This window comes from Sphingomonas sp. SDUR79, from assembly GCF_056821745.1.
In genome coordinates, this window is the sequence record NZ_JBPDIN010000001.1 from 3,236,333 (window position 1) to 3,262,613 (window position 26,281).

Here is a 26,281-nt window from a genome sequence, read left to right on the forward strand (position 1 = left end):
GCCACCGGAACGGGCGGCCTATTCAATGATGTCTAACGACCGATTCACCCTGAACTTGAGGGGTTCAGCGCAGATAATCGAACAAGGACAGGCTGGTGAGCTTGGTAAAGCTCGCCTGCGTCGCTTGAAGAATGGTCAGCGTCTTTTGCAGCTGCGCGATCGAATCCGCCGTGTCGGCGTCCTCGATTCCCGTGCGCGCTGCCTCACGCGTGATCTCGGCCTCGCCCAGCCGCTCAGCCTCGAGGTCGAGGCGGAAGGCGCGCGCGCCGACCGAGGCGCGGGTTGCGCCGAGATGGTCGAGGGCGGCGTCGAGGTCGCTCATCGCGGTCCCGACGCCGCCCTCCGCTCCGTCCGGCCCGAGCGCCGCGGCGAAGGCGGAAAGGATCTGGAACATGTCGGTGGTCCCGCTGGACCCCGCGATGCCCCCGAACGCGCGCGCGCCGCTGGTGGTCGCGGCGATCGCTTCGCCCTCGCCAATCGGGATCGCCGCGACGTCGCCGCCTCCGGTCCAGACGACGCTGCCGTCCTCCTGCACGGTAAAGGCTGCATCGCCCGACGTGCCGCCGAACAAAGGCTGGCCGCGCGTGTCCGTGCTGTTGGCGACGCCGATCAGGTCGTCGAGAATCGCCTCGACCTCAACCTTGATCGCCGCGCGCCCCTCGGCATTCACCGTGTCGCTGTTCGCCTGCACCGCGAGCGCGCGGGCGCGCTGCAGCTGGGTTTCGACCTGATCGAGCGCGGTATCGGTCGCGGCGAGCAGTGCCTGGGCCGACTTGATATTGGTGCCATAGGCGTCGTCGTCCGACGCGGCGCGCTTGAGGCCCGATAGCTGCTGCCAGCCCGACGCGCTGTCCGACGGGGCGAGGATTTTCTTGCCCGTCGCCACCTGCGTCTGCAGCTTGTCGGCCTGGCTTGTCAGGTTCGCCATCAGCAGCGAGGGGCGATCGAAGCTCTGGCTGGTCGTCACGCGCATGGGGATCACCGGATGTCGAAGAGGGTCTGGAGCGTTTCGCGGGCGACCTGGATCACCCGGCTCGACGCCTGATAGGCTTGCTGGAAGCGGATCAGATCGACCGCTTCCTCGTCGACATTGACGCCGGTCACCGAATCGCGTGCCGCGACCGCATTGCTGCGGATCGTCGACTGGACTTCCGCAATCGCGCGGCGGCCCGCAAGCGCGCTGGCATTGCCGGTGGTCAGCGTGGTCACCTGGCTTTCAAAGCCCTCGTCGCGACGCAGCGTGGCAAGCGCAGCAAGGTTGCCATTGTCGCGCTCGCCGCCGCCCGGAGCTGCAGCGGCGATTCCGCGCGGGTCGGTCAGGACCAGCTGGAAATCGCGCGCGCCGGTGGCGGTGAACATCGCAGCACCGGCGGTGCCGTTTAAGTCCTCGCCCCCCGCCTGCACCGCGTTGACGCCAGCGGCGAAATCGGTGGCGAGCGTGTCGAGGGCGGCCTTGGCATCGGCAAGGCGGGCCGCACCCTCGGCGACTCCCGCCAGTGCGCCGCCGGTGGGTGCCAGCGCCTGCGACCCCTCGATGCCATAGACGGCAAAGGACACGGCGCCTTGGCTGCGCGCATAAGTGGCGATGGCCGCCTGATCGGCCTGCACCAGCAACGGCCCGCCGCCGCCGGCGCGTACCGTGGCGCGGCCCGCAGCGTCGAAGCTCGCAGAGACATCGGTCAGCGCCGCCATCGAATCGAGCATCCGGTCGCGCTCGTCGAGCAACGCGGCCTGGGCGCTGCTTCCCTGCGCGGTGCGGCCGAGCGAAGCATTGACCTTGGCCAGGCCGGCGCTGAGCGTGTTCAGTTCGACGACTGCAGCATCGGCGGTGCCGTCGAGATCGGCGGTCGCACCCTCGATCGCGGATGCGGTCGCGGTAAAGCTGTGCGCCAGCGTCGCTGCCGCCTGAAGGAAGGTCGCGCGCGGTGCGCTGGCCGATGGATCGGCGGCGAGTGCGGTCGCGGCGTTGAAGAACGCGGTCATCCGCTCATCGAGCTTGTTGCCGGTCAGCGCGCTCTCGATCCGGTCGAGCCAGACGATCCCCGCCTCGCTGCGCGCCAGGTCGGACCCGGCGGCGCGCACCTCGGCGTTGCGCAGGTCGCTGCCGGTGCGGGTTACGCCGCTGACGGTGACGCCGAGGCCGTTAAGCGTGCGGCCCGAGGCATCGCCCGGTGCCGCTACCTCACGCGTCGATGCGACGCGCCGCGAATAGCCGGCGGTCCCGGCGTTCGCGATATTCTCCGACGTCGTGGTCAGCGCGGTCTGGTAGGCGCGCACACCGCTCGCGCCGATCGAGAGCATGTCGGTCATGGCGTGCTGCCCCTGTCGATTCCGGCCTTGTCTCTGTCAGCGACCGGGGTCCCGGTAACGCTGCCCGCTTTCGCCAGGAATTCGGTCATCGCCTTGCCGATTCCCATCGGCGTGTGCGCGGCCATATTCTCGGCCAGCTTCTGGTCCTGCATGTCGCGGAACTGGTCGAGCGCCTGGCTTTCGAACAGGCTGTCGGCCAGCTTCGCCTTGCGCATCGCGCCCAGCATCATCTTGGTGAAGATCGCCTCGAACTTCTCGCCCGCCTGGTCGAGATTGTCGCGCGTTCCCAGACGCGCGGTGTCCGTCGAGACACTGCCCGTGAGCTTCAGCGATGCAGGGGCGACAGGCTGGGTCACAGGACGATCAGCTCCGCTTTCAGCGCGCCGGCCTGCTTCAATGCCTCCAGGATCGCGACCAGATCGGCCGGCGATGCGCCGATCGCGTTTACGGCCTTGACCACATCGGCCAGCTTGGGACCCGGATCCATCAGGAACATCGGTCGCTTCTCCTCCTCGACGCCGACGCCGCTCTGCTGCTCCACCCGGGTCTCGCCCTGGCTGAACGGCAGCGGCTGAACGACGCGCTGGGATTCATCAATACGAACGGTAAGTTTACCATGCGTTACCGCGGCGGGGCTGACCCGCACGGCCGAATTGATGACCACGGTGCCGGTGCGCGCGTTAACGATTACCTTGGCCGCGGCCTCGGCGGATTCGACGTTGAGATTCTCGATCTCGCTCATGATTTGCGCGCGGACATCGGCGCCCTGCGGCGCGGTGACGGCGACCGATACCGCGTCGATCGCGCGCGCGGTGCCGAAGCCGAAACGGCCGTTGATCGCGTCGGCGACGCGCTGCGCCGTGGTGAAGTCCGCCCGCGCGAGGTTGTAGGTCAGCGTCGGCGCAGTGGCGAAGCCGGTTTCGACCGCGCGCTCGACTGTCGCCCCCTCCGGGATGCGCCCCGACGAAGGGATGTTGACGACGATCTTCGATCCGTCCGCGCCCTCGGCGCCCAGCCCGCCGACGGCGAGGTTGCCCTGCGCCATCGCATAGATCTGTCCGTCCGCACCCAGCATCGGGGTCAGCACCAATGTGCCGCCGCGCAGCGACTTGGCCTTGCCCATCGACGATACGGTGATGTCGAGTTTCTGCCCCGGCTTGGCAAAGGCGGGCAGCTCGGCGGTCACCAGCACGACGGCGGCGTTCTTGAGCGCCGGGTTGACCCCGGCCGGCAGCGAGAGGCCGAAGCGGGCGGTGACCCCCTTCATCGACTGGACGGTATATTCCAGATTGTCGTCGCCCGTACCCGGCAGACCGACGACGATGCCGTATCCGGTCAGCTGGTTGGTGCGGATGCCCTGAAAATTGCCAAGATCCTTGATCCGCTCCGCCGCGACGGGCTGGGCGAGGATCAGAGTGGCGAGCAGGGCGAGCAGGAAGCGGATCATTGATGCTATCCTCAGAACGGGCTGATGGCCTGGAAGAAGCGGCTGAACCACCCCTGCCGGGCGGCGCGGGCGACATCGCCCTTGCCGGTATAGGCGATGCGGGCATCGGCGACGCGGGTCGACGCGATGCGGTTGTTCGCATCGATATCGGTCGGGCGGATGATGCCTTTGATCTGCACGAACTCGTCGCCGCGGTTGAGCGTCACGCGCTTCTGCCCCTGCACCAGCATCGTGCCGTTGGGCAGCACGGCGGCGACGGTCACGCTGATCTCGCCCGACAGCGCGTTGGACTGGTCGGCGGCCCCGGTGCCCTTGAACCCGCGCTTGCCGCTGATGCTGGCATCGCTCTGGTTGAACAGGTTGAGCGCACCCGTGGTCGGCGGCGTCAGTGAAAAGCCGCCGCCGCTGTCGAGATCGGTGCTGGCCGATTTGGACGCGCTGGTGCGCTCGACCAGCACGATCGTCACCGGATCGCCGACGCGGCGTGCGCGCGTGCCTTCGTGGAGTGCGGCATAGCCTTCGCTGACCTGAAAGATCGATCCATTGGCTGCGGGCGGCGCGGGCGTCGGCGTCGGCAGGGTAACGGTGAAATCCTCCGCCGGCTTCTTCTTGCCGAACAGCTTCGCGTCGACCGGCTGCACGACGAAGGCGCAGGCGGTGAGGGCGGCGAGGGCGGACAAAGTGCGCATCATATGGCCCTCAGACATTCTGGTTGATGTACTGGAGCATCTCGTCGCTCGCGGAGATCATCTTGGAATTGACCTCGTACGCGCGCTGGGTCTCGATCATGTCGACCAGTTCCTCGACGACATTGACGTTCGACCCTTCGAGCATGCCCTGACGGATATTGCCGCGCCCATCCTGCCCGGCGATGCCAAGGTTGACCGCACCGCTCGCCGCGGTTTCGACGAGGTAATTGTCGCCGATCGCCTGCAACCCCGCGCTGTTGGGGAAGGCGGCGATCTGGATCTGGCCGATCTGGCTCGCCTCGGTCTGGCCCGAAATGGTCGCGCTGACCGTGCCATCGCTGCCGACGGTGATCGAGGTTGCGCCATCGGGAACCGTGATGCCGGGCATCACCTGATAGCCCTCGCTGGTCACCAGCATGCCCTCGGGCGAGCGCGCGAAATTGCCGGCGCGGGTATAGCCGAGCTGGCCGCCGGGCATCTGCACCTGGAAATAGCCATTGCCGTCGAGCGCCATGTCGAGCGCGTTGCCGGTGGTCTGCATTGCACCCTGGGTGTCGATCCGGGCCGTCCCCTGAATGCGCACGCCGGTGCCAAGATTGGTACCGGTGGCATATTTGGTCTCGGCAGTGCTCGCTGCGCCCGGAGCGGTGACGACCTGATAGGCCAAGGCCTCGAAGCTCGCCCGATCGCGCTTGTACCCGGTGGTGTTGACGTTCGCGAGGTTGTTCGAGATCACCCGCATGCGCATGTCCTGAGCGTCAAGCCCGGTGCGCGCGATGTGCATTGCTGCGGAACCCATGGGTCTAATCCTTCCTGAAAATTCTTAGCTGACGCGCATCAGCGATGCGGCGCTCTCGTCCATCGACTTGGCTTCGCGCAGCAGGTTCGCCTGCACCTCGTAACTGCGCTGGTTTTCGATCATGTCGACCAGCGCCTGGGTGAGGTTGACGTTCGATCCTTCGAGCGCGCCGGACATCACCGTCGCATCCAGATCCTGCGGCAGCGCGCCGCCGCCGCGGACATGGAGCAGATTGTCCAGTCCCTTGACGGTGGTGCTTCCGGCATCGCTGACCAGCTTGATCTGGTCGATTACCTGCGGCGGCTGGGTCGGATCGGCGCCCGGAGGCACGATCGACAGCGAGCCATCGGAAGCGATCATGATCTTGTCGTGGGGCGGCACGGTGATGGGGCCCCCCGACCCCATCACCGGGAAACCGTCGCCGGTTTCCAAGACGCCACTCGGCGCAACGCGCAAATCGCCGCGCCGGGTATAGGCTTCGCTGCCATCGGCGGCCTGCACTGCAAGCCAGGCTTCGCCGGTGATCGCGATGTCCAGACCGCGACCGGTCTGGGTGATCGCGCCGGCGCGCCGATCCATATCGACCACCGTCTCGACGCTGGGCTGGCGGCTGTCATGGCCGTCGCCCTGCACCAGCAGGCGCTCGAAATTGACGCGGTCGGCGCGGTAGCCGATGGTCGAGGCGTTCGCGATGTTGTTCGCGATCGTCGCCTGCGCCTGCATCTGGCCCTTAAGGCCGGACAGGGCGGTGTAGACGAGTCTATCCATCGCGAATGCCTCCTAAATCGCTGAAATCAGCTGCGGATGTTGAAGATGGTCTGCGAGATCTGGCTCGCGGTATCGAGCGCCTTGGCGTTCGCCTGGAAGTTCCGCTGCGCCGCGATCAGGCCGACCAGTTCCTCGGTAATATCGACGTTCGAGCGCTCGATCGCGCCCGACATCAGGCCCCCGAAGCCGTTGACGCCCGGCTCGCCCAGCCGCGGTTCGCCCGACAGGCCGGTCGCGGCCCAGGTCGAGTTGCCGAGCTGACGCAGGCCCGAGGGGTTGGAGAAGTTGGCGAGCGCCACCTTGCCCAGCGCCAGGCTGTCGCCGTTGGAGAAGCTGGCGCGGACGATGCCGTCCTCGCCCACCGTCACGCCGTCGAGCTGGCCGACTGCCTTGCCATCCTGGCTGCGGCTATCGACGCTGAACGGTGCCCCGAGTTGCGTGGTCGCGCCGCCGAAGTCGAGCGCGATGCTCTGCTCGGTCGTGCTCGATCCGACGGTAAAGGGCGCGAACTGGGTCGGCGCGCTCGGGCTGGTGAGCGCACCGTTGGCGTCGAAGGTCAGCGTCACCGGCTGCGGATTGGCTGCATCGGTGCCGAGCTGCTTGTCGCCGACGAACGTATAGACCGACCAGGTCGACGGCGCTTCGGTCGTCTCGCGCACGAAATAGCTGGTCATCGTCAGCGGATTGCCGCTGGCGTCGTAGATCGTGGTCTGGGTCGAGTTGTTGTAGGTGCCCGGATCGAAGCGATCGAACGCATAGGGCGTATCCTCGCTGAACCGCGACGCTTCCGACGGGACCGACGAATAGGCCGACAGGTTGAGCGACAGCGCGACATTCTCGGTCGCTTCGGGCACGCCGCTGGTCTGCGGCAGGCGCAGGTTCACGGTCGAACCCAGGCCGGTGGCGACCACCGCGCCCGATCCGTCGACCGGATAGACCTGAAGATAGCCGCCCTGCGAATCGGTGACATAGCGGTTGCTGTCGACCAGGAAGCTGCCGTTGCGGGTGAAGTTGACGCCCGCCGCATCCAGGCTCGGCTTGACCGCGAAGAAGCCGTCGCCGGCGACCGCGATGTCGAGGCTGGACGCCGATTGCTGCATCCCGCCCTGGCCGAATTGCTGGCGGATCGCTTTTACCACCGTGCCCGACCCGATCATCTGGTTGGGGTTGAGCGACACGCTCGACGCGATGACGTCGGCAAATTCGGTGCGGCTCTTTTTGAAGCCGTTGGTCGAGACGTTCGACAGATTGTGGCTGATGGTCGACATGTCGGTCTGCGCCGCCTGAAGACCCGAGAGCGAGGTGTAGAAGGACATCGAATAGGCTCCTGTGTGGACTCAGCCGATCTGGCGGATCGCGGTGGTGGACACCTGGCCGATGCCAGGCAGGGTAAGGACGGGGTTGCCGTCGCTGCCCATCGCGACCGAGGTCACGGGGGCCCAGACGAGCGACTTGGCGGTAACGGCAGCGCCATTGGCATCGCGTGCGGCGACACGGATGGTGAAGGGGCCATCGCCGGCCGGTTCGCCGGTGTCAGTGGTGCCGTCCCATTCAAATTCCGTGCGGCCGGCCGGCGCGGCGCCAAGCGCAACGCTCTTGAGGATCTCGCCGTTCGGCCCCTCGATCACGACATTGACCTCGGCGGCTTCCGCACCGAGTTCGATCATCCCGCCTAGCGAGCCGTCGGTGCGCGGATAGGCGACATTGCCCTCGGTCAGCACGGTACGGCCGACCCATGCGACCATGTCGGTGGTGCTGGTCCCGCCGAGTTTGGCGGCGATCGCCTGCAGCGTCGTGTTCATCTCGCTGATCCCGGCCAGCGACGAGAATTGCGCCATCTGCGCCACCATCTGGGTGTTGTCGACCGGATCGAACGGGTCCTGATTCTTCATCTGCGCGGTCATCAGCGTCAGAAAGTCGGCCTGGTCCATTTCCGACGAACCCAGCGAATTGGTGCTCGCCTGATTGGTCGTGCCGGTACGGGCGATGCCAAGGTTGCTCAGCGTCGTGTCGAAAGCGGTCATCAGCTGCGTCCCAGGTTGAGCGTCTGGGTGATCAGCGTCTTGGCCGTCTGCATCACTTCGACATTGTTTTGATAGGTGCGGGCGGTCTCCATCATGTCGACCAGCTCGCGGGTCTCATCGACCGCGCTTTCCCAGACATTGCCTTCGGCATCGGCCATCGGGTTGCCGGGGTCGTAGCGCTTGGTCGGCGCTTCGCCCGCTGCGACGACGCTTTCGACATCGACCGTCGCCATCCCGCTCGCCGCATCGAAATGCGTGCGGAAGACGGGCTTCATCGAGCGATAGGCCTCGCCCGGATTGGACGCGACCTGGCCGACATTGGCGAGGTTGGAGGCGGTGGTGTTCATCCGCACGAGCTGCGCCGACATGGCGCGGCCCGCGACCTGGAAGATGGAAAGCGGCTGGTCGGACATTCTTATTCTCCCTTCAGCGCGCGCTTGAGCGTGTCGATGCGGCCGTTGAGGAAGGCGAGCGTCGTCTGATAGGCGACGGCATTCTCGGCAAAGGCGGTCTGTTCCGTCGCGAGCTCGACCGTGTTGCCATCGAGGCTGGACTGCAGCGGCACGCGGTACTTGGTCGCACCGCTGATCGGATCGGCCCCCGCCATACCCGGGGTCTCGATCGCGTTCAGCGCCGCGCGAAAGTCGATATCCTTCGCCTTGTAGCCGGGGGTCGAGGCGTTCGCGATGTTCGACGCGAGCACGCCCATGCGCTGCGAACGCACCTGAAGCGCCGCGCCGTGCACCCCGAAGAGACTGTTGCTGCCCATATGAACGGTCCTCATGCCAATGTTCGGACGGTTCCTAGCAATGGGCGTGCCAATTTCCGGGGGGCGGGCCGGAATCGTCGCATTTGCCGCTTTGACGGGTAGGGGCGGCAAGGATTTGCCGGGTGGCGGCAGCGGATTTGCCGTTTTTGCCGGTCGCGCATGCCCTTCCCGGAGTTTCCCTGCCCGCGCGTGAATTGGCCCGGTGCTTGCAAAGCTCTCGCGCATGAATAGTGCCGCACCCGCCGAACTTGCCGCGCTGGCCCCGCTCGACGCATCCGTGCTGCTCGACCCGCTGGCGCTCGCCATCGTGCTGGGCGGGACAGCGGCCAGCGTGCTGCTGCGTCATCGGCTGGTCGATGTCGGGCGCGGGCTGATCGCGCTCAAGACGCTTGCCCGCCGCCCGTTCGATGCCGCGCCGCTGATCGCGCAGGCCGGGTCGCTCGAGAAGATCGCGCGGCGCCATGGGCTGATCGCGCTTGACCGGTCGGTGATCGACGATCCCGAAATGGCGGCGGCGGTCGCCGCCGCCGTGGATGGCGCGAGCCAGTCGGAGATCGAGGCGATCGTCCGCGACCGCGCCGCAATGCGTGCCGAGCGGCACCGCGCGGTGATCGAACTGTGGAGCGGGGTGGCCGAGGCCGCGCCGGCCATGGGCCTGATCGGCACGATCCTGGGCCTGGTCCGCATGTTCGCGGCGATGGACAATCCCGACCGGATCGGCGCGGCGATGGCGGTGGCGCTGCTCGCCACGCTCTATGGCGCGCTGCTCGCCAATCTGGTCGCCATGCCGATCGTTGCGCGCTTGAAGCGCCTTGCGCGAGTCGAGGCCACCGAACGGCTGCGGCTTGCAGCGCCACTGGCACGCCTCGCCACGCTCGAACGTGCGCGCAAACGCGAGATGGCGGCATGAGCGCAGCGCTGACCCCGGATAGCTGGGACGACATCGCGCCGGCGCGGTCAGCGTGGCTGATCACGCTTGCCGATCTGGCACTGCTGCTGATCGGCTTCTTCGTCCTGCTGCAAGCACATCGTGAGGCGGATCGCAGCAAGCTGCTCGCCGGGTTGCGCAGCGGCTTTGGCACCGAAGCCCCGGCACCCGTCGATCCGATGGCGGTCGCACGGGCGCGGGTCGAGGGCTATGCGCCCGGTAGCGCTGAGGCTGACCTGAGCGCGACCATCGCCTGGGCCCGCGATGCCGCCCGCGATGGCCGAACGGTCATCACCATCACTGGATCGACCGCGCTTACCGACGATGTCGATCCGCGCACCGGCAGCGCCGCCATCCTCGCCGCCGACCGCGCCCGCGCGGTCGCCGCTGCCTTGGTTGCACAAGGCGCGGTTGCACCGTCGCGCCTCATCCTTCGCGTCGCGCCCGGCCAGCGCCGTGCCGTGACCCTGTCCGTCGGCTTTGCCGGCGATCCCCCATCAGAAGCTGGAGAGTCCCAATGATCGCACTCCTGATCGCCCTGTCCGGCCCCTCGGCCGCCTTCCAGTCGACCGAGGCGCTCGACCAGCTGGTCGAACGCTTCGCCGGTGCCCCGATCGGGGCAGAGGGCGGGGCGCGCGCAGCGGTGGACAAGCGCCTCAAGCTCGCCGCGTGCGATGCGCCGCAGCTCAGCTGGCGCTCGCCGGCCGAGGATGCGGTGGTGATCCGCTGTCAGGGGCCGCAGCAATGGCGCGTGTTCGTCGCGATAAACGCGTTGCCCAAGGCGGCTCCGACTGCTGCGGCACCATCGCCGGTCGCGGCAAAGCCCGAACTGATCATCCGCCGCGGCGATCCGGTGATGCTGGAGGCGGGTGCTGCCGGCTTCTCGATCACGCGTGAAGGGCTGGCGATGGGCGATGCGGCGGTCGGTGCGCGCGTGCTGGTCAAGACCGACGACAAGCGCCCGCCGGTCGCGGCCATCGCGCTCAGCCCCGGCCGTGCGCGCCTGCCCGGTTTCGGGGATTGAACCAGCCAATCCTCCCCCGCCAGGGGGAGGTGGCACGCGCAGCGTGACGGAGGGGGAGGACGGCTTCGTCCTTGAGCCTCTTGCCGTCGTGCTTCCTCCCCCTCCGTCGCCTTCGGCGCCACCTCCCCCTGGCGGGGGAGGATTGTTCTTCCCGGCTCCCGGAAGAAAAATTCGCCGCCCCTGCATTTTTTCCTAAAGCTCCCCGTCAAAGCGTCGTTTTTGCGTATGTCCGCAGAAAAAGGGTCGCAGACATGGTGGATCCAGTCGGCTTCAAGCCTGCATCACTCGCCCCCCGGCTCACGCCGGTTGCCGCTGCCGCGCCCGTGCGGTCGGTGGAGGGTGCAACGCAGGCCGCCACTACCAGCGCCGCCGCATCGCTGACCCAATCAGCTGCGGCCAGCGCTCCAGTCGATGCCGAGCGCGTCGCGCGGATCAAGAAGGCGATTGCCGACGGCAATTTCCCGCTGGTCCCCTCGACGATCGCCGACCGGCTGCTCGCGCTCAAGTTGCAGTGGAACCCGAATGACCAGGCATGACGCCCTGATCCGCGTGATCGAGGCGCTGCACGCCGAGATCGCCGCGCTGAAGGCCAACGATGTCGCCGCGCTCGAACGCGCGACGCGCGACAAACTGATCGGGATCGAGGCGGTGGGGGCCGCCAATGACGACGATCCCGCGCTGTCGGGCGAGCTCAAGGCGCTGGCCGAGGAAGCGCATCGGCTGAACGAAAGCTGCCGCATCTATGTCAACCTGATGGCCGCCAATGTGCGGCGGCGGCTGACGGCACTGACCGGCAATGATTTGCCGTCTTACCGGTCGGCAGTTGCCGGTGGTTATGGTTGATTAGGCATCGCTGACGCGGTGCCGCCTCCCAAACAAAACTGGCACGCCTTTTGCTGATCTCACCCAGACCCCAGGGGATGAGAAGCAAGGCCTATGACCGTACCTTCGATCGGAGCCAGAACGCACGTCACCACGGCGATCGCGACGGCGAGCCAGAAGACCGGCATCGACTTCAACTATCTGCTCGGCCAGGCGCAGGTCGAAAGCGGCATGCGTGCCGATGCGCGCGCGCGCACCTCCAGCGCCACCGGCCTCTATCAGTTCATCGAACAAAGCTGGCTCGGCGTGGTCAAGGATCATGGCGAGAAGCATGGCCTGGGCTGGGCGGCGGACAGCATCCGCCAGACCGCCAATGGCCGCTTCACCGTGTCCGATCCGGCAACGCGTCAGGCGATCCTGTCGCTGCGCAACGATCCGCAGGCCGCGTCGCTGATGGCGGCCGAACATGCCAGTGACAACAAGGATGCACTGGAAGCATCGCTGGGGCGCGAGGCGACCGGGACCGACCTGTACATGGCGCATTTCCTGGGCCTTGGCGGCGCGCGCAAGTTCCTGCGCGCAATGGACGCCGACCCGACACGCGGCGCGGCGAACCTGTTTCCCGCCGCCGCGCGCGCCAACCGCAACATCTTCTATGCCGCCGACGGTTCGCAGCGTTCGCTCGGCCAGATTTATGAGCGCTTCGCCGGCAAGCTCGATCGCGGTGCCGCCGCAGTCGGAGCGACCGGCGCTGCATCGGGCAGCCTCGACGCCCGCTTCCAGACGCTCGTCGCTTCGCTCGGCGAGGATGTCGAAGTGGTGCTGGGCAATGACGCGGTCGGGCAGGATCGCGGCTGGCTGACCACGCTCGACCGGCTGGAGAATGCAGGACGGCTCAAGGCATCGGCGCTGCCGACCGTCAATCCGCTGCGCCCGACGCCGGAAACGGCGCGCCTGGCCTATCTCATGCTCGCGCAGATGGGGGCCTGATCCGCGATGAACGCACTGACTCTCAAGGGCGGCATCCTCCCCGGCCTGCGCAGCTTTGCTTTGCCGGTCGCTATCCTCGTGCTCGTGGGCATGATGGTCGTGCCGGTGCCGACCTTCCTGCTGGACGTCTTTTTCATCATGAACATCATCATCAGCCTTGCCGTGCTGATGGTGGCGCTGAACGCGCAAAAGCCGCTCGATTTTTCCGCCTTCCCGACCGTGCTGCTCTTCGCGACGCTGTTTCGCCTCGGCCTCAACGTCGCTTCGACCCGCGTCGTGCTGGGTCACGGGCATGAGGGTGAGGCGGCGGCCGGCCATGTGATCGAGGCGTTCGGGACGTTCATGATCGGCGGCGATTATGTCGTCGGCCTGTTCGTGTTCGCGATCCTGATCATCATCAACATGATCGTGGTGACCAAGGGTGCGGGTCGCGTGTCGGAAGTGTCGGCGCGCTTCACCCTCGACGCCTTGCCCGGCAAGCAGATGGCGATCGACGCCGACCTCAATGCCGGCCTGATCACCCCCGACGAAGCCAAGGCGCGCCGGATCGAGGTATCGACCGAAGCCGATTTCTACGGCGCGATGGACGGTTCGTCCAAGTTCGTGAAGGGCGACGCGGTCGCCGGCCTGCTGATCCTGTTCATCAACATCATCGGCGGCCTGATCCTGGGTCCGGTCAGCCATGGCCTGACACTGGGTGAGGCGGCGCAGACCTATGTGCTTCTCGCGATCGGCGACGCGCTGGTCGCGCAGATCCCGGCGCTGCTGCTCTCGATCGCGGCCGCCGCGATCGTGACGCGCGTGTCGGCGAACAAGGATCAGGACCTGACCGGTCAGATCGGCAGCCAGTTTGCCAGCCACCGCACCTGGACTCCGGTCGCGGTGATCACCGGGCTGCTCGCCTTCCTCCCCGGCATGCCCGCCTTCATCATCCTGCCCGCTGCCGCTGGGTCAGGCTATATGGCGTGGAAGATGTGGCGCGCGAGCAAGCTGCCGCCGCCCCCCGCCATCGTCGAGGCGGCCGAGCCGGTCGACCCCTCGCGGATCGGCTGGGACGAAGTCACCGACAATATGCAGGTGATGATCGACATCGGCTATGGCCTGGTCCCGCTGGTCGACGAACGCCGTGGCGGCGCGCTGATGGGCCGGATCACCGGCGTGCGGCGCCAGCTGTCGAAGGAACTCGGCTTCGTCGTGCCACAGGTGCGGGTGCGCGACGACATCAACATGGCGCCCTATGCCTATCGCATCGTCGTCGGCGGCGTGGTGATCGGGGAGGACAGCGTCTCGCCAGACGAAATGCTGGCGCTCGACACCGGCCAGGCGGTCGGCACCCTGCCGGGCAAGCGCGCCAAGGACCCGACCTTCGGCCTTGATGCGATGTGGATATCGCCCGCCGACGCCGATGCCGCTACGGGTCAGGGCTGGCTGGTGGTCGATCCCGGCACGGTGATGGCGACGCACCTCAACCAGGCGCTGATCCAGAATGCCGCCGACCTGCTCGGCCCGGACGAGGTGCAGGCGCTGCTCGACGGACTGCGCGAGCGCGCGGCGCAGCTGGTCGCGTCGCTCTCGCCCAACCCGCTGTCGATCACGACGCTGACACAGGTGCTGCGCGGGCTGCTGGCGGAGAATATCCCGCTCAAGGAATTCCGCCGCATTGCCGCCGCGATCGCGCTCGCTGCACAGCGCTCCGCCGACGCCGACGAGATTATCGAGCTGATCCGCCCCGAACTTGGGCCGCTGATCATCCAGCGGCTGTGCGGGGTTCGCGAACCGCTGCGCGTGATGACGCTGGAGGGGCAGCTCGAAGCGCTGCTGGGTCAGGCGATCCGGTCCGATCCGGCCAAGCGCCACACGATCGAGCCAGACCTTGGCCGCCGCATCGTCGACGCGCTGCAACGCGCCGCCCAGCCGCTCGTCGCCGAGGCCAAGCCGTTCGCCTTGGTCGTCCAGCCAACCATCCGCATCGCAATCCGCAAACTCGTCCGCACCGTCCTGCCCGACACCCCGGTGATGAGCTTCTTTGAAGTGCCCGAGGACAAGTCGGTCGAGGTCGTCGCCGTGATCGGCGCACCGGAGGCACTTGCCGCATGACCTATCAGCCCGCCCCGAACGAATTCGCGCTGACCTATGATCGCCGTGGCGACACGCGGCGCGACATGGACGCGCTGGTGCGCAAGCATATGCCGCTGGTCCGCCGCCTTGCTTGGCATGTCCATGGGTCGATGAGCACGCTGATCGATGTCGAGGATCTGGTCCAGATCGGGCTGGTCGCCTTGGTCGAGGCGGCGGGCAGTTTCGAGGATCGCGGCCTCGTCAGCTTCGACCAGTATCTCCACACCCGCGTGCGCGGCGCGATGATCGACGAGCTGCGGCGCCAGGCGACGATCACGCGCGGCGCGATGAAGCGCCGCCGCGCCTATCAGGATGCGGTCACCGCGCTCGCCGCCGATGGCGCGCGGCCCGACGAGGCGGCGGTCGCCTCGAAACTGGGCGTTACGGTGGAGAAGCTGCGCAGCGACTATGCCAGCGCCGAAGCCGTGCGGTTTGATTCGATCGACGATGTCTATTCGGACGAAGGCCCGTGGTTCATGTCCGACGAACCCGACGCGTTCGACCAGCTTGCCGATGCCGACCAGCGCGAGGCGCTGATCGAAGCGATCGCCGAGCTGCCCGAAAAGGAGCAGCTGGTGATCCAGCTCTATTATGTCGAGGAATTGAACCTCGAGGAGATCGGCCAGGTGCTCGGGGTCGGCGCCGCGCGGATCTGTCAGATCAAGAAGAGCGCGCACGACCGGCTGAAGAAGGGGCTGATGCGGCGGTTGGGGTAACCCCTAATCCTCCCCCGCAAGGGGGAGGTGTCGGCGCAGCTGACGGAGGGGGAGGAAGCACGCCGGCAAGAGGCTCAAGCGAACAGCCGTCCTCCCCCTCCGACGCCTTCGGCGCCACCTCCCCCCGGCGGGGGAGGATCAGAGGCGCAGCGCGCCCGCTTTCTTTTTGCGAGACAGTCGCGACTGCCGTGCTACGCAAGCGGGGTGCGTCGTCATCTCTATCTGATCGCCGGGTTCCTGTGCCTTGGCCTCGCGGTGATCGGGGCGGTGCTGCCGGTGATGCCGACGACCGTGTTCGTGATCATGGCGGCCTATTGCTTTGCGCGCAGCTCGCCCGCGCTCGAACGCCGCTTGCTTGAGCATCCGCGCTTTGGCCCGCACATCACGCGCTGGCGCGTGAACGGCGCGGTCAGCCGGAGCGGCAAGATTGCCGCGACCATCGCCTTCGCCATCAGCATCGCGCTGACCCTCGCATTCACCGCCATGCCCTGGCCACTGATCCCGATCGGCGCGGCGGTGGTGATCGGCGGCTGGCTGTGGACCCGACCGGAAGCCTGACGCCTTGCCCTGCGCGCTGTCCCCGTTAGGGTCGCGCAGGTCCAATCAGGGGGTTTTTCATGAAGCGTATCTTCGCCGCCGCATTGCTCAGCACCGCGCTCGCCACGCCCGCTATCGCCCAGACCGCCGCGCCCGCGCCGGTCACCAGCGCCGCGCCGGCGACCGATTGGGCCGTGAAGCCCGAATGGATTTCGGCGCATGTCCGCTTCCTCGCCGGGCCGGAGCTGCAGGGACGCGGCAGCGCGACGCGCGACGAGGCGATTGCCGCCGCCTATGTCGCGGCGCGCTTTCAGGGCTATGGGCTGCAGCCTGCGCCGGGCGCGGACTCTTATGTGCAGAAGGTGAAGGTCATCCGCCCGCGTCTCGACGGTGAACCGACGGTCATTGTCGCAGGCAAGGCAGTGAAGGGGGCCACGCTGATCCTGGGCGGCGCGGATCGCGCGGCGGGCAATGCGGCGGTCTATGCCGGCGACGATCCAGCGGCGATCCCGGCCGGCGAGGTGCTGTTTATGGCCAGCGCGAACATCTCCCCCTCGGCGGCGATCCGCGCGACCCGGGGCAAGGGGACCAAGCTGCTTGTGCTGCGCGCGAGCGAGGCGACGGCGAAATTGTGGGACATGATCGGCAAGCAGCCGCGCCTGACTTCCTATCTGGCGGGACAGCCGCCCAAGGACAGCCTGTCGGTCATCGTTCTGCCCGCCGCAGCGTTCGACAAGGCGGCGAAGGCGGCGGGCAAACCGGTCGAGATGAAGCTGAACCTGATCCGCGAGGAGGTCGAGACGACCAACGCGATCGGCTATCTGCCCGGCACCGATCCCAAGGCCGGGGTGATCCTGCTCGCCGCGCATGTCGACCATCTCGGCGTCCAGCCCGACGGGACGGTGATGTATGGCGCGAACGACGATGCCTCGGGCGTCGCCGCCGTGCTCGAACTCGCCCATGCGTTGAGCAGCGGCAAGCGGCACAAGCGCGGCATCCTGTTTGCGGCGTTCGGCGCGGAGGAGATGGGCGGGTTCGGATCGCGCGCCTTCGCCGCCGCGCCGCCGGTGCCGCTTGGCGACATCGTCGCCAACCTCGCCTTCGAGATGATCGGGGCGCAGGATCCCAAACTGCCCGCCGGCACGATGATGATGACCGGGTTCGAACGCTCGACGCTCGGCCCGGCGCTGGTCGAGCGCGGCGCGCTGGTGGCGAAGGATCCCTATCCGGAGCAGAACTTCTTTGCGCGGTCGGATAACTACCAGCTCGCTCTGCGCGGGGTGGTGGCGCACACGATTTCGGGCTGGGCGGTGACCCCGACCTATCACTCGCCGCAGGATACGATCGCCAATCTCGACATCCCGTTCATGGCCCGCGCGGTCCAGTCGCTGATCGGCCCGGTCCGCTGGCTCGCCGATGGCGACTATCGCCCCGACTGGACCCCCGGCGGCAAACCGGGCGAGTAGGGGCAACCCTTCGGCACCAGCCCGCTCCCCCACCCGGACACCCTGCGCCAGTATTCTATGGGTGGCCGGGTGCGGGTAGCCCCGCAAAGTATTACTTTGCGGGGACCCCGTGGGGGAGCGGGCCGGTGCCGCCCCGCGCAACGCGCGGCAAGCAAACAAAGAAAAACCCCGGCGGCCTTTCGACCACCGGGGCTTCCTCGCATGCCCTTCCAACAGGGAAGGGTGACCGGCCGTGGCGCCTGTCAGGGGGGTGACGCCCCGACCGGCACACGCTTAGCGAAGCAGCGAAAGAACGTTCTGCTGCGACTGGTTGGCCTGGGCGAGCATCGCGGTCGATGCCTGGCTCAGGATCTGCGCCTTGGCGAGCGCCGTCGTTTCGGCCGAGAAATCGGCGTCTTCGATGCGGCTGCGCGCTTCGGTCAGGTTGGTCGAATTGGTCGTCAGGTTGTTGACCACCGATTCCAGGCGGCTCTGCGCGGCGCCCAGGCTGGCCCGGGTCGATGCCACCGCGTCGAGCGCGTCGTCGATCGTCTTGAGCGCGGTCGAAGCGTCGCTGCGGGTGCCGATCTGAAGTACGGTGGCTTCGCCGCCTTCTCCTTCACCCTCGCCTTCGCCTTCGCCTTCACCGGCTTCCGCCGCGACCCACACCTTGTCGCCTTCGGCCAGCTTGATCACATCGCCTTCAGCAGGCGATGTGAATGCGCTGATCTCGGCGCCGTCGGCGATATCGTCGGCGGTGACGGTGTAAAGGCTGTCAAGCTCGGTATCGCCATCGGCGATGGTCTTGGTGCCGCCCGCGCCGTCGGAGATCTTGTCGCCGACCTTGAGCTGGACCTCACGGCCCTCGGCCATCGTAAAGGTTGCGCCATTGGCGGCGTCGTCTGCCGACACCGTATATTCGGTGCCAATACGATCGTCGCCCGAACCCAGCGTTTCGAGCTCGCCAGTCGCTTCCTCGGCCTCACCCGCTTCTTCAACGGCGTCGGCGGCCCAGACCTTGTCGCCTTCGGCGAGCTTGATCACATCATTCTCAGCAGGCGATGTGAATGCGCTGATCTCGGCGCCGTCGGCGATGTCGTCGGCGGTGACGGTGTAGAGGCTATCCAGCTCGGTATCGCCATCGGCGATGGTCTTGGTGCCGCCCGCGCCGTCGGAGATCTTGTCGCCGACCTTGAGCTGGACCTCACGGCCCTCGGCCATCGTAAAGGTTGCGCCATTGGCGGCGTCGTCTGCCGACACCGTATATTCGGTGCCAATACGATCGTCGCCGGAACCCAGCGTCTGAAGCGAGTAGGTCGTTTCGCCTTCGCCTTCACCCTCGCCGCCTTCGACCGCTTCGACCGGAGCCGCAATGGTCTGGCCGGTGATTGACGACAGGTCGAGCTTGGTGATCTTGAGCGAAACCGTCTGGTCCGCGCTCGATCCGACCTGGATGGTCTTGGTGATGTCGGCGTCCGTTGCGAACAGCTGGACATTGTTGAACTTGGTGTTCTTCAGGATGTCGTTGACCTGGCCCGCCAGTTCGGTGACTTCCGTCTGCATGTTCTTGCGGTCGTCGTCCGAATAGGTGCCCGACGATGCCTGGGTCGCCAGTTCCTTCATGCGCTGAAGCATGTTGGTGACTTCGCTCAGTGCACCTTCCGCGGTCTGCGCGAGGCTGATGCCGTCGTTCGCATTGCGGATGGACACGGTCATCGATTTGATCTGGCTGGTCATGCGGCTCGCAATGGCGAGACCGGCTGCATCGTCCTTGGCGCTGTTGATGCGCTTGCCGGTCGACAGGCGCTCCATCGCGCTCTGCAGCGAGGTCGACGCCATCTTGGACGCATTCGCGGCCCGCAGGCTCGCGATGTTCGTTCCGATAACAGTCATGTTTCGTCTCCGTTCAATCCGGCGTCTCCCGTTCCCCCCTGAATGCGAGAGAGCCCGAGCCGCCAATGGGGTGAACGGCAGGGTGGGCGGCGGATTAAGCAGTTTTCTGCGCAGTTTTTCGTCGGTCTCGCGCGCGCGTAGAGGCACGCGCGGCTAACTGGAGCCGAAAATCGCTGTTTTTTTGAATTGGTTTACTCGGCGTTTACCACCAATCCCGCATTCCCCCGTTCAACAGGGGGTTCGAATGCAGACCATCTTTCCGTCGGCCGCAGTCCTTCGCCAGCATTATGCGCTGGTTTCGGCGCTGCGCTCGCAAGGGTTCACGATCGGTGCCGCCGACAAGGTGAAGCCGATGTCCGGCGACCTGTTCATGATCATCGAGGGCGAAGCGCCCCCGGTCTCCGCCCGCACCCTGGTGCTGGCCGAGGGGCCGGTCGCGGCGATCCCGTTCCATGACGGCAATCCCGCACGCCTGTCGTTCGGTGCCGATGACAACGCCGTCGCAACCGGCTTTGCCAGCGCGATGTTGCGTGGCGCGCATGCACCCGTCGCCGCCGATCCCGAAAGCCTGGCGCTCTATGCGCTCGCCGAACGCGTCGCGGTTGCCGACATCACCGTGCTGATCAATGGCCCGACCGGCACCGGCAAGGAAGTGCTGGCCAAAGCGATCCATAATGGCTCCACCCGCCGCGACGGCCCGTTCATCGCGGTCAATTGCGCGGCGCTGCCCGAAACCATGCTCGAAGCGCTGCTGTTCGGGCACCAAAAGGGCGCGTTCACCGGGGCGAATGCTTCGGGCGAAGGCTTTTTCCGCGCGGCCAATGGCGGCACGCTGCTCCTCGACGAAGTCGCCGAAATGCCGCTCGCGCTTCAGGCCAAGCTGCTGCGCGCGCTGCAGGAGCGCGAAGTGGTGCCGATCGGCGCGACCGCGGCCGAAAAGATCGACGTGCGCGTCATCGCCTGTGCCAACCGCGACCTTCAGACCGAGGTGCTGGAAGGCCGCTTCCGCGCCGACCTTTACTACCGCCTGTCGGTGTTCCCGCTGTCGACCAAGCAACTGGCCGCACGTCCCGGCGATGTCGCCGCGCTGGCGGCGGCGATGGTCCTGCGTCACAGTGCTGGCCGTGCGCGGCTGCCCTGGGTGACGCGTGAGGCGCTGGCGGTGCTGCAGGCACATGACTGGCCCGGCAATGTCCGCGAGCTCGAGAATGTCATCCAGCGGGCGCTGTTGCTGTGCATGGGCGATGCGATCACGCCCGATCACCTGATTTTCGATCGTCCCGCGATGGTGGCGGCGCCGGTCCAGGCCGAACCCGGCCAGCTCAGCAACATCGTCCAGCTCAGCGAATTCGCGGCGATCCGCGAGACGCTGGCGGCATGCGGCGGCAGCCGGATCGAAACGGCCAAGCGGCTTGGCATTTCCGAACGCACGCTGCGCTACCGCCTCGCCAAGGCGCGCGAGCAGGGCGAAGACCTTGTCCGGAGGATTAGCGCATGAGCGTGAGCGGAATTGGCGGCGCGGGTGGCGTCGACCGGGTGATGCAGCTGCGCGCCCAGATTCTCGAGCGCAACGAAGCGCTGCAGCGCGCGACCAGCGGCGCATCCGTTTCGGGCGGCGCGCCGCTCGGCCAGCCCGCCGGCCCGTCCAGCTTCATCGACACGATGGAGCAGGCGGTCGGCAAGGTGAACGGCGCACAGGCCCGCGCCAGCGAATTGTCCGCCGCCTATGAACGCGGCGAAACGGTCGACATCGCCAAGGTGATGCTCGCCCGTCAGGAGGCGTCGGTCGGGTTCGAAGCGACGCTACAGGTCAGGAACAAACTGCTGACCGCCTATCGTGACATCATGAGCATGCCGGTCTGATCATGAGCAACGCCATCGCTACCACCGACGCCCCTGTCCCTGCCACTAGCGGCGGCACGGCTAACCCCCTCAAGCAGATGGGCGACCTGTTCGCTCAGCCCGCGGTCAAGCGCAGCCTGCCGCTGATCTTCATGCTCGGCCTGATCGGCGCTGCAGCGCTCGCCTGGATGATGCTGTCGACCCCGCCGCAGCGGGTGTTGTTCGCGAACCTGCCCGAAAGCGACAAGGCGGCGGTCGCGCAGGCGCTCGACGCTGCCAGCATCGCCAATGGCATCGACGGATCGGGATCGATCACCGTCGGCGAAGACGATTATCACAAGGCGCGGATGCTGCTCGCCGGGCAGGATCTGCCCAAGGCGGCACCGGGCGGCTATGCGCTGCTCGACACGATGCCGATGGGCGCAAGCCGCGCGGTCGAGGGGGAACGGTTGCGCCAGGCGCGCGAAACCGAACTCGCCCGCTCGATCGGTGCGATCGATACGGTGGCCGAGGCGCGCGTGCACCTTGCTACCCCCGAAGCCAGCGTGTTCGTGCGCGACAAGGCCGAGCCGAGCGCATCGGTGATCGTCAAGCTTCAGCCCGGCCGCAGCCTGTCCGAAGCGCAGGTCCGCTCGATCGTCAACCTCGTCGCCTCTTCGGTGCCGGGGATGAAGCCCGATGCCGTCACCATCGTCGATCAGATGGGCGCGCTGCTGAGCAAATCGGGGCAGGAGACCAGCGCCGGCGACGCACGCATCGATATCCAGAACCGGGTTGAGGCCAAGGTGCGGCAGCAGCTCGTGACCCTGCTCACCCCGTTGCTCGGTGCCGGCAATTTCAGCGCCGAGGTTCAGGCCGAGGTCGATCTGGACGAAAGCCAGGCGACCCGCGAAAGCTATGACAAGGACGGCACTGTGGTGCGCGCCGAACAGGGTAACTGGACCGGCGCGCCGCGCGACGGTGCGGGTGCACCCGGCGGTATTCCCGGCGCGCTGTCCAACGTGCCGCCGCCGCCCAGCACGGTCGCGACGCCGACGCCCGGGGCTCCGGCTGAGGCTGGCCAGCCCGCGCCCCCCGCCGCCGCGCCGGGGATGAAGCAGAGCGACAGCTTCACCCGCAGCTACAGCAATGGCCGTGAAGTCTCCGTCACCCGGAACATGCCCGGCAACATCAAGCGACTGTCGGTCGCAGTGCTGCTGCGCGAAGAGCCGGGCAAGCCGCGCGGCCAGGTCGAAATCCGGCAGATCGACGAGCTGGTCAAGGCGACCGTCGGCTACAAGGCCGAGCGCCAGGATCAGGTCACCGTGGTCAGCCGCAAGTTCAGCACCAATGCCAATGCCGAGGCACAGGGTGTCCCCTTCTACGAAACGCCGTGGTTCGCGATGGTTGCACGCAACGTCACCGCTTTGGTGATCGCGCTGCTGGTCCTGCTGCTTGGCGTGCGCCCGCTGGCCCGTGCGCTGATGCGCCGCCGCGACGATACGCGTCCGGCCGGTGCGCCGATGGGTGCCGCCGATGGCGTGCAGCTGCCAACGCCGGTCAGCCCGGAGATGCTCGCGGGTTCGGGCCTGTCGCTCGGCGACCGGGTCGGGCTGGTGCGCGACTTTACCCGCGAAAATCCGGCGCGCGCCGCGCTCGCGGTCCGCGACATGATCCGCACGGAGGCCCAGTGAGATGAACGCGCCGCGTCACTTTACCGGGGTCGAGCGCGCCGCCGTGCTGATGATGGTCGTCGGCGATGAAGAGGCCGCCGCGATCCTGCAAAAGCTCGATCCCGATGAAGTGCGTCAGCTCGGCGCCGCGATGATGGCCGTCGCTGACGTCAGCGAATGGGAAATGGCGCAGGTCCTCGACGATTTCACCGGCCGCGCGCAGGAGCGCAGCGCGATCCAGTTCGATCCGCGGCCCAAGCTGGAAACCGTCGTTACCCGCGCATTGGGGCCGGAGCGGGCGGGCGCAGTGCTCGCCAGCATCCTGCCGCCCGAGCCAGCCGAATCGATCGCCGCGCTCGCCTGGATGGATGCGACCGAGATTGCCGGCATGCTGGAGGATGAGCATCCCCAGATTGCCGCCGTGCTGCTGGCGCATCTCGACCCCGCGGTTGCGGCGCAGGTGCTGGAAATGCTGCCCGAGGCGACCCAGCCGCAAGTGCTGCGCCGCGTCGCGCGCTTGGGGCCGGTCACCCCGGATGCAATCGCGACGCTGACCCAGGTGCTCGAACGCCATGCCGGCCAGCCCAAGCGTGTCGCGGGCGTCCAGATGGGCGGCGCGCGCGAGGCCGCGAAGATCATGTCCTCCGCGCGCAAGATCACCGAACAGAAGGTGATGCCCAAGCTCGCCAAGATCGACCGCGAGATCGCCCGCGCGATCGAGGAGGCGATGTTCGTCTTCGACAATCTGCTCGAACTCGACGACAAGAATATGGGCACGCTGCTGCGCAACATCGACAGCGATATCCTGGTCCGCAGCCTCAAGGGCGTGGACGAGGCGGCGCGCACCCGGTTCCTCGCCTGCATGTCGAGCCGCGCGGCCGACACGATCCGCGACGAACTCGAAGCGCGCGGCCCGATGAAGATGGCCGAGGTGCTCGACGCGCAAAAGGCGATGATCGCGATTGCGCGCCAGCTGGTGAAGGACGGCACGATCACCATGCCGGGCGGCGGCGGAGACGACGACTATGTCTAATTTCGTCCCCGGCCTTGCCGCGCGCAGCGACGGGATCGCCGACGCACTCAAGCGCGCCTTCGCCCCGCCCGACGCGTTTGCCGCGCGCGCCATCGCGCCCCGTCCGCCCGCAACCCCGCGCCACTTCGCGCCCGATGCACCGGGCCATAAGCCGACCCAGGGCTGGGACATGTTCGAGGCGGACAAGGCGGCTGAGCCAGCGCCCTTCGTTGATCCGGTCGCCGCCGCGCGCGCCGCCGGCTATGCCGAGGGGCTCGCCGATGGGCGCGCCGAGGCTGATGCGTCCGCCGCGCAACAGGCCGCCTTGCTCGCGCAGGTCAGCGAAGCGCTGGCCCGCGGCGCACATTTCGATCGCGCCCGCATGGCGGGCCATCTGCGCCAGACCGTGCTGCATCTCGTCACGCAAATGATCGGTGAGGCGGGGATTGCCCCCGACATCCTCGCCGCCCGGATCGAGGCGGCGACCGATCTGCTCGCCGACAGCGCCGAATCGGCGATCCTGCGACTCCATCCCGACGACGTCGCCCTGGTGCAGGATCATCTGCCCAAGACCGTCTTCCCCGTGGGCGACCCCCAGCTCAAGCGCGGCGCCTTCGTCATCGAAAGCGCCTCGACCATCGTCGAGGATGGGCCCGACCTGTGGCTCGACCAGCTGGCGCAGGCGATCGACCGCGTGCCGATTCCTCCCGCGATCTGAGGGCGCATGTTCAACGATTTCAGCGTCGCCTATCTCGACGGCCTTGCCGGTGGTGGATTCCGGCCACAGCCCAAGGTGTCGGGCCGCCTGTCCTCCTATGACGGATTGCTGATGGAGGCGGTCGGCCTCTCGCTCCCCGTGGGCACGGTCTGCGCGATCGGGACCGGCGAGCATCGCGTCGAAGCCGAAGTGATCGGTTTTCGCGGCGGCAAGACCTTGCTGATGAACCTCGGCGGGCCCGCCGCCTTGCTCCCCAACGCCCCGGTGCGTCCCGTCGGCCCGCCGGGCGAGGCGGAGGTCGGCGCGGCGATGCTCGGTCGCGTCGTCGATGGCGCAGGCAAGCCGATCGACGGGCTTGGTCCGATTCGCGGCGCAGGCAAATGGCCGCTCGCGGGCAAGATCCAGTCGCCACTCGACCGCGGCCGCGTGCTTCAACCGATGGATGTCGGGGTGCGCGCGATCAACGGCCTGCTGACGATCGGTCAGGGCCAGCGCGTCGGCATCATGGCGGGATCGGGCGTCGGCAAATCGGTGCTGCTCGGCATGATGGTCCGTGCGGCGAAGGCCGATGTCATCGTCATCGGCCTAATCGGCGAGCGCTCACGCGAAGTGTCCGACTTTCTCGAGACCAAGGTCGCGGGCGCGGCGCGCGCGCGCTCCGTGGTCGTCGCGGTCCCCGCCAACCACTCGCCGGTGCTCCGCATTCGCGGCGCGCTGCGTGCCACCGCCATCGCCGAAGCCTTTCGCAACGAGGGCAAGAAGGTGCTGCTGATCATGGATTCGCTCACCCGCGTCGCGCATGCGGGGCGTGAGATCGGCCTGGCGCTCGGCGAACCCGCCAGCGCGCGCGGCTATCCGCCCAGCGCCATCGCGATGCTGCCCAGCCTGATCGAACGCGCCGGGACCGACGTCCATACCGGCGGGTCGATCACCGCAATCTACACCGTGCTCGCCGATGGTGACGACGGCAATGATCCGGTCGTGGACAGCGCCCGCTCGATCCTCGACGGCCATATCGTGCTCAGCCGTGCGCTCGCTGAACGCGGCGTCTATCCCGCGATCGACTTGGGGCCATCGGTCAGCCGCGTGATGACCGATATCGCCGACAAGAAGCACGTCGCCGCCGCGCGCGTGCTGCGCCGTCACCTCGCCACCTATGAGGAGAATCGCGATCTCGTGCTGATGGGTGCCTATCGCGCCGGCGCGGACGCTCAGATCGACGCGGCAATCGCCTGCCACGACACCGTGCTCGACTATATCCGCCAGCCCTATGACGAAACGGTCAGCCTCGACGAAGCCGTGACCGAACTGGTCGGCGTGTTCGGGGATGGATAAACACGCCAAAAAGCTCGGCCGCCTGCACCGCGTCCGCACACTCCAGCTCGACATGGTGCGCGCGAGCGAGGTGGCGGCGCGCGAGAAGGTCGCCGCCGAACAGGCGCTGCGAGCGCGCATCGAATCGCTGGCGCAGGGCGTCGCCCCCGCGCCAGCCCCGCTTCCCGGCAGCGCCACCAGCCTGATCGCCGCCGCGCATTATCGCGAACGGCTCCACCAGTCCGCCTTCGCGGCCGAGCGCCGCGTTGCAGATGCACAGCGCGGGCTCGACCACGCCCGCAGCGCGACGCAGGAAGCCAAGCGCGACCAGAGCGCGATCGAGAAGCTGATCGAGCGCGCCGAAGCCAATGCTGCCCGCCGCGCAATGCGCGCGCTGGAGGATATGCCGGCGATCCCACGAAAACGGCACGATCCTTGCTGATTGCCGGGCGAAGGAGTTTCGC

28 protein-coding genes and 2 pseudogenes are annotated in these 26,281 nt (G+C 67.3%); 17 read left to right on the forward strand and 13 right to left on the reverse strand.

All coding sequences use genetic code 11. The annotated features are described in order from the left end of the window. Positions 1-64 precede the first annotated feature (64 nt). Genes flgL through flgB form a run of 11 tightly spaced genes read right to left on the reverse strand, consistent with a single transcriptional unit; the run spans position 65 to position 8,806 of the window. Complete coding sequence (flgL, locus tag ACRYLO_RS15960; protein ID WP_482661761.1) at positions 65-973, reverse strand: flagellar hook-associated protein FlgL; 909 nt, start codon at positions 971-973, stop codon at positions 65-67. Between the two features lie 5 nt (positions 974-978). Continuing rightward, entirely contained in the window at positions 979-2,310 is a 1,332-nt protein-coding gene (gene flgK / locus ACRYLO_RS15965) for a flagellar hook-associated protein FlgK (protein ID WP_482661064.1), read from the reverse strand. Then, a complete protein-coding gene (locus ACRYLO_RS15970; RefSeq protein ID WP_294017636.1) occupies positions 2,307-2,666 on the reverse strand; it encodes a rod-binding protein in 360 nt (119 codons plus the stop codon). The genes flgK and ACRYLO_RS15970 overlap by 4 nt, the downstream gene beginning before the upstream one ends. Continuing rightward, on the reverse strand, positions 2,663-3,757 hold the full coding sequence (locus tag ACRYLO_RS15975) for a flagellar basal body P-ring protein FlgI (RefSeq protein ID WP_482661065.1): 1,095 nt from the start codon (positions 3,755-3,757) through the stop codon (positions 2,663-2,665). Before ACRYLO_RS15975 ends, ACRYLO_RS15970 begins: the two co-directional genes overlap by 4 nt. Before the next feature lie 11 nt (positions 3,758-3,768). After that, positions 3,769-4,446, reverse strand: a complete 678-nt coding sequence (locus ACRYLO_RS15980) for a flagellar basal body L-ring protein FlgH (RefSeq protein ID WP_482661066.1) — start codon at positions 4,444-4,446, stop codon at positions 3,769-3,771. Positions 4,447-4,456: 10 nt separating this feature from the next. Then, positions 4,457-5,245 (reverse strand): flagellar basal-body rod protein FlgG, encoded by a 789-nt coding sequence (gene flgG, locus ACRYLO_RS15985; protein WP_482661067.1) that lies wholly within the window; start codon positions 5,243-5,245, stop codon positions 4,457-4,459. Positions 5,246-5,269: 24 nt separating this feature from the next. Beyond that, on the reverse strand, positions 5,270-6,013 hold the full coding sequence (gene flgF / locus ACRYLO_RS15990) for a flagellar basal-body rod protein FlgF (protein ID WP_482661068.1): 744 nt from the start codon (positions 6,011-6,013) through the stop codon (positions 5,270-5,272). Positions 6,014-6,039: 26 nt separating this feature from the next. Beyond that, entirely contained in the window at positions 6,040-7,329 is a 1,290-nt protein-coding gene (locus tag ACRYLO_RS15995; protein WP_482661069.1) for a flagellar hook protein FlgE, read from the reverse strand. A 21-nt stretch (positions 7,330-7,350) separates the two neighbouring features. Further along, entirely contained in the window at positions 7,351-8,037 is a 687-nt protein-coding gene (locus tag ACRYLO_RS16000) for a flagellar hook assembly protein FlgD (protein WP_482661070.1), read from the reverse strand. After that, positions 8,037-8,450 (reverse strand): flagellar basal body rod protein FlgC, encoded by a 414-nt coding sequence (gene flgC / locus ACRYLO_RS16005; protein ID WP_294017630.1) that lies wholly within the window; start codon positions 8,448-8,450, stop codon positions 8,037-8,039. Before flgC ends, ACRYLO_RS16000 begins: the two co-directional genes overlap by 1 nt. A gap of 2 nt (positions 8,451-8,452) precedes the next feature. Further along, a complete protein-coding gene (gene flgB / locus ACRYLO_RS16010; RefSeq protein ID WP_482661762.1) occupies positions 8,453-8,806 on the reverse strand; it encodes a flagellar basal body rod protein FlgB in 354 nt (117 codons plus the stop codon). Between the two features lie 223 nt (positions 8,807-9,029). Here flgB and ACRYLO_RS16015 point away from each other — a divergent pair, with 223 nt between their 5' ends. From ACRYLO_RS16015 to ACRYLO_RS16060, 10 genes are all read left to right on the forward strand, one after another. Further along, entirely contained in the window at positions 9,030-9,716 is a 687-nt protein-coding gene (locus ACRYLO_RS16015) for a motility protein A (protein ID WP_482661071.1), read from the forward strand. Beyond that, positions 9,713-10,255, forward strand: a complete 543-nt coding sequence (locus ACRYLO_RS16020) for an OmpA family protein (protein WP_482661072.1) — start codon at positions 9,713-9,715, stop codon at positions 10,253-10,255. The genes ACRYLO_RS16015 and ACRYLO_RS16020 overlap by 4 nt, the downstream gene beginning before the upstream one ends. Further along, positions 10,252-10,758 carry a flagella basal body P-ring formation protein FlgA gene (locus ACRYLO_RS16025; RefSeq protein WP_482661073.1) on the forward strand — a complete coding sequence of 169 codons (507 nt, stop codon included), beginning with the start codon at positions 10,252-10,254 and terminating at the stop codon, positions 10,756-10,758. Before ACRYLO_RS16020 ends, ACRYLO_RS16025 begins: the two co-directional genes overlap by 4 nt. A gap of 251 nt (positions 10,759-11,009) precedes the next feature. After that, positions 11,010-11,294, forward strand: a complete 285-nt coding sequence (flgM, locus tag ACRYLO_RS16030; protein ID WP_482661074.1) for a flagellar biosynthesis anti-sigma factor FlgM — start codon at positions 11,010-11,012, stop codon at positions 11,292-11,294. Next, positions 11,281-11,601 carry a flagellar protein FlgN gene (locus ACRYLO_RS16035; protein WP_482661075.1) on the forward strand — a complete coding sequence of 107 codons (321 nt, stop codon included), beginning with the start codon at positions 11,281-11,283 and terminating at the stop codon, positions 11,599-11,601. Before flgM ends, ACRYLO_RS16035 begins: the two co-directional genes overlap by 14 nt. A gap of 93 nt (positions 11,602-11,694) precedes the next feature. Then, on the forward strand, positions 11,695-12,570 hold the full coding sequence (locus ACRYLO_RS16040) for a lytic transglycosylase domain-containing protein (protein WP_482661076.1): 876 nt from the start codon (positions 11,695-11,697) through the stop codon (positions 12,568-12,570). 6 nt (positions 12,571-12,576) lie between these two features. Next, entirely contained in the window at positions 12,577-14,667 is a 2,091-nt protein-coding gene (gene flhA / locus ACRYLO_RS16045) for a flagellar biosynthesis protein FlhA (protein WP_482661077.1), read from the forward strand. Beyond that, on the forward strand, positions 14,664-15,404 hold the full coding sequence (locus ACRYLO_RS16050; RefSeq protein WP_482661078.1) for a sigma-70 family RNA polymerase sigma factor: 741 nt from the start codon (positions 14,664-14,666) through the stop codon (positions 15,402-15,404). The genes flhA and ACRYLO_RS16050 overlap by 4 nt, the downstream gene beginning before the upstream one ends. 204 nt (positions 15,405-15,608) lie before the next feature. After that, positions 15,609-15,962, forward strand: coding sequence for a YbaN family protein (locus tag ACRYLO_RS16055; protein ID WP_482661079.1), 354 nt, complete (start codon positions 15,609-15,611; stop codon positions 15,960-15,962). Positions 15,963-16,021: 59 nt separating this feature from the next. Next, complete coding sequence (locus ACRYLO_RS16060; protein ID WP_482661080.1) at positions 16,022-17,407, forward strand: M28 family metallopeptidase; 1,386 nt, start codon at positions 16,022-16,024, stop codon at positions 17,405-17,407. 273 nt (positions 17,408-17,680) lie between these two features. Here the strand turns inward: ACRYLO_RS16060 and ACRYLO_RS16065 are convergent. Together ACRYLO_RS16065 and ACRYLO_RS16070 are read right to left on the reverse strand one after the other, a co-directional pair. Next, positions 17,681-17,935, reverse strand: a pseudogene (locus tag ACRYLO_RS16065) (flagellin); the annotation flags it as partial. Positions 17,936-18,922: 987 nt separating this feature from the next. Next, a pseudogene (locus tag ACRYLO_RS16070) lies at positions 18,923-19,279 on the reverse strand (flagellin N-terminal helical domain-containing protein); the annotation flags it as partial. Between the two features lie 244 nt (positions 19,280-19,523). Between ACRYLO_RS16070 and ACRYLO_RS16075 the strand changes: the two are divergent. The 7 genes from ACRYLO_RS16075 to ACRYLO_RS16105 are packed head-to-tail and all read left to right on the forward strand — an operon-like array spanning position 19,524 to position 26,259. Then, complete coding sequence (locus tag ACRYLO_RS16075; protein WP_482661081.1) at positions 19,524-20,777, forward strand: sigma-54 interaction domain-containing protein; 1,254 nt, start codon at positions 19,524-19,526, stop codon at positions 20,775-20,777. Continuing rightward, entirely contained in the window at positions 20,774-21,142 is a 369-nt protein-coding gene (fliE, locus tag ACRYLO_RS16080; protein WP_294017619.1) for a flagellar hook-basal body complex protein FliE, read from the forward strand. Before ACRYLO_RS16075 ends, fliE begins: the two co-directional genes overlap by 4 nt. A 2-nt stretch (positions 21,143-21,144) precedes the next feature. Continuing rightward, positions 21,145-22,794: a flagellar basal-body MS-ring/collar protein FliF gene (gene fliF, locus ACRYLO_RS16085; RefSeq protein ID WP_482661082.1), complete on the forward strand. Its 1,650-nt coding sequence runs from the start codon at positions 21,145-21,147 to the stop codon at positions 22,792-22,794. A 1-nt stretch (position 22,795) separates the two neighbouring features. Then, the gene (gene fliG / locus ACRYLO_RS16090) at positions 22,796-23,806 is read left to right on the forward strand and encodes a flagellar motor switch protein FliG (protein ID WP_482661083.1); all 1,011 of its coding nucleotides are present in this window, start codon (positions 22,796-22,798) and stop codon (positions 23,804-23,806) included. Next, the gene (locus ACRYLO_RS16095) at positions 23,799-24,503 is read left to right on the forward strand and encodes a FliH/SctL family protein (RefSeq protein ID WP_482661084.1); all 705 of its coding nucleotides are present in this window, start codon (positions 23,799-23,801) and stop codon (positions 24,501-24,503) included. Before fliG ends, ACRYLO_RS16095 begins: the two co-directional genes overlap by 8 nt. 6 nt (positions 24,504-24,509) lie before the next feature. Next, entirely contained in the window at positions 24,510-25,838 is a 1,329-nt protein-coding gene (locus ACRYLO_RS16100) for a FliI/YscN family ATPase (protein WP_482661085.1), read from the forward strand. Continuing rightward, entirely contained in the window at positions 25,831-26,259 is a 429-nt protein-coding gene (locus tag ACRYLO_RS16105) for a hypothetical protein (RefSeq protein WP_482661086.1), read from the forward strand. Before ACRYLO_RS16100 ends, ACRYLO_RS16105 begins: the two co-directional genes overlap by 8 nt. Positions 26,260-26,281: the final 22 nt, after the last annotated feature.

What these genes read in the sequence shown, in the direction of transcription:
- flgL (WP_482661761.1), bottom strand. Translation starts at nt 973, where the DNA reads ATGCGCGTGACGACCAGCCAGAGCTTCGATCGCCCCTCGCTGCTGATG.
- flgK (WP_482661064.1), bottom strand. Translation starts at nt 2,310, where the DNA reads ATGACCGACATGCTCTCGATCGGCGCGAGCGGTGTGCGCGCCTACCAG.
- ACRYLO_RS15975 (WP_482661065.1), bottom strand. Translation starts at nt 3,757, where the DNA reads ATGATCCGCTTCCTGCTCGCCCTGCTCGCCACTCTGATCCTCGCCCAG.
- ACRYLO_RS15980 (WP_482661066.1), bottom strand. Translation starts at nt 4,446, where the DNA reads ATGCGCACTTTGTCCGCCCTCGCCGCCCTCACCGCCTGCGCCTTCGTC.
- flgG (WP_482661067.1), bottom strand. Translation starts at nt 5,245, where the DNA reads ATGGGTTCCGCAGCAATGCACATCGCGCGCACCGGGCTTGACGCTCAG.
- flgF (WP_482661068.1), bottom strand. Translation starts at nt 6,013, where the DNA reads ATGGATAGACTCGTCTACACCGCCCTGTCCGGCCTTAAGGGCCAGATG.
- ACRYLO_RS15995 (WP_482661069.1), bottom strand. Translation starts at nt 7,329, where the DNA reads ATGTCCTTCTACACCTCGCTCTCGGGTCTTCAGGCGGCGCAGACCGAC.
- ACRYLO_RS16000 (WP_482661070.1), bottom strand. Translation starts at nt 8,037, where the DNA reads ATGACCGCTTTCGACACGACGCTGAGCAACCTTGGCATCGCCCGTACC.
- flgC (WP_294017630.1), bottom strand. Translation starts at nt 8,450, where the DNA reads ATGTCCGACCAGCCGCTTTCCATCTTCCAGGTCGCGGGCCGCGCCATG.
- flgB (WP_482661762.1), bottom strand. Translation starts at nt 8,806, where the DNA reads ATGGGCAGCAACAGTCTCTTCGGGGTGCACGGCGCGGCGCTTCAGGTG.
- ACRYLO_RS16015 (WP_482661071.1), top strand. Translation starts at nt 9,030, where the DNA reads ATGAATAGTGCCGCACCCGCCGAACTTGCCGCGCTGGCCCCGCTCGAC.
- ACRYLO_RS16020 (WP_482661072.1), top strand. Translation starts at nt 9,713, where the DNA reads ATGAGCGCAGCGCTGACCCCGGATAGCTGGGACGACATCGCGCCGGCG.
- ACRYLO_RS16025 (WP_482661073.1), top strand. Translation starts at nt 10,252, where the DNA reads ATGATCGCACTCCTGATCGCCCTGTCCGGCCCCTCGGCCGCCTTCCAG.
- flgM (WP_482661074.1), top strand. Translation starts at nt 11,010, where the DNA reads ATGGTGGATCCAGTCGGCTTCAAGCCTGCATCACTCGCCCCCCGGCTC.
- ACRYLO_RS16035 (WP_482661075.1), top strand. Translation starts at nt 11,281, where the DNA reads ATGACCAGGCATGACGCCCTGATCCGCGTGATCGAGGCGCTGCACGCC.
- ACRYLO_RS16040 (WP_482661076.1), top strand. Translation starts at nt 11,695, where the DNA reads ATGACCGTACCTTCGATCGGAGCCAGAACGCACGTCACCACGGCGATC.
- flhA (WP_482661077.1), top strand. Translation starts at nt 12,577, where the DNA reads ATGAACGCACTGACTCTCAAGGGCGGCATCCTCCCCGGCCTGCGCAGC.
- ACRYLO_RS16050 (WP_482661078.1), top strand. Translation starts at nt 14,664, where the DNA reads ATGACCTATCAGCCCGCCCCGAACGAATTCGCGCTGACCTATGATCGC.
- ACRYLO_RS16060 (WP_482661080.1), top strand. Translation starts at nt 16,022, where the DNA reads ATGAAGCGTATCTTCGCCGCCGCATTGCTCAGCACCGCGCTCGCCACG.
- ACRYLO_RS16075 (WP_482661081.1), top strand. Translation starts at nt 19,524, where the DNA reads ATGCAGACCATCTTTCCGTCGGCCGCAGTCCTTCGCCAGCATTATGCG.
- fliE (WP_294017619.1), top strand. Translation starts at nt 20,774, where the DNA reads ATGAGCGTGAGCGGAATTGGCGGCGCGGGTGGCGTCGACCGGGTGATG.
- fliF (WP_482661082.1), top strand. Translation starts at nt 21,145, where the DNA reads ATGAGCAACGCCATCGCTACCACCGACGCCCCTGTCCCTGCCACTAGC.
- fliG (WP_482661083.1), top strand. Translation starts at nt 22,796, where the DNA reads ATGAACGCGCCGCGTCACTTTACCGGGGTCGAGCGCGCCGCCGTGCTG.
- ACRYLO_RS16095 (WP_482661084.1), top strand. Translation starts at nt 23,799, where the DNA reads ATGTCTAATTTCGTCCCCGGCCTTGCCGCGCGCAGCGACGGGATCGCC.
- ACRYLO_RS16100 (WP_482661085.1), top strand. Translation starts at nt 24,510, where the DNA reads ATGTTCAACGATTTCAGCGTCGCCTATCTCGACGGCCTTGCCGGTGGT.
- ACRYLO_RS16105 (WP_482661086.1), top strand. Translation starts at nt 25,831, where the DNA reads ATGGATAAACACGCCAAAAAGCTCGGCCGCCTGCACCGCGTCCGCACA.